The sequence below is a fragment of the Bradyrhizobium sp. NBAIM08 genome (assembly GCF_020193935.1).
In the GTDB taxonomy this organism is placed as follows: Bacteria; Pseudomonadota; Alphaproteobacteria; order Rhizobiales; family Xanthobacteraceae; genus Bradyrhizobium; species Bradyrhizobium yuanmingense.
In genome coordinates this window covers 1-481 of sequence record NZ_JADYVR010000130.1, presented here as the reverse complement: position 1 = coordinate 481, position 481 = coordinate 1, and the positions used below count along the sequence as shown (strand labels likewise).

The following is a 481-nucleotide window of genomic DNA, read 5'->3' as shown; positions in this document are numbered from 1 at the left end:
GGTCTGGACGCAATCCTCGTACCTGGCGGTTTCGGCTATCGTGGCGTAGAAGGCATGATTACGACCGCGCGTTTTGCGCGTGAGAACAATATTCCTTATCTGGGCATTTGCCTGGGTATGCAGGTGGCGTTAATTGATTACGCTCGCCATGTTGCCAACATGGAGAACGCCAACTCTACGGAATTTGTGCCAGACTGTAAGTACCCGGTTGTGGCGCTGATTACCGAGTGGCGCGATGAAAACGGCAACGTTGAAGTTCGTAGCGAGAAGAGCGATCTCGGCGGTACCATGCGTCTCGGCGCACAGCAGTGCCAGTTGGTTGACGATAGCCTGGTTCGCCAGCTGTACAATGCGCCGACAATTGTTGAGCGTCATCGTCACCGTTACGAAGTCAACAACATGCTGTTGAAACAGATTGAAGATGCAGGTCTGCGCGTTGCGGGCCGTTCCGGGGATGATCAGTTGGTCGAGATCATCGAAG

At 54.1% G+C, this 481-nt stretch carries 1 pseudogene; it reads left to right on the top strand.

Annotation, left to right across the window (positions count from 1 at the left end):
- Window positions 1–481 (top strand): annotated as a pseudogene (gene pyrG, locus I6F37_RS38755) (CTP synthetase); the annotation flags it as partial.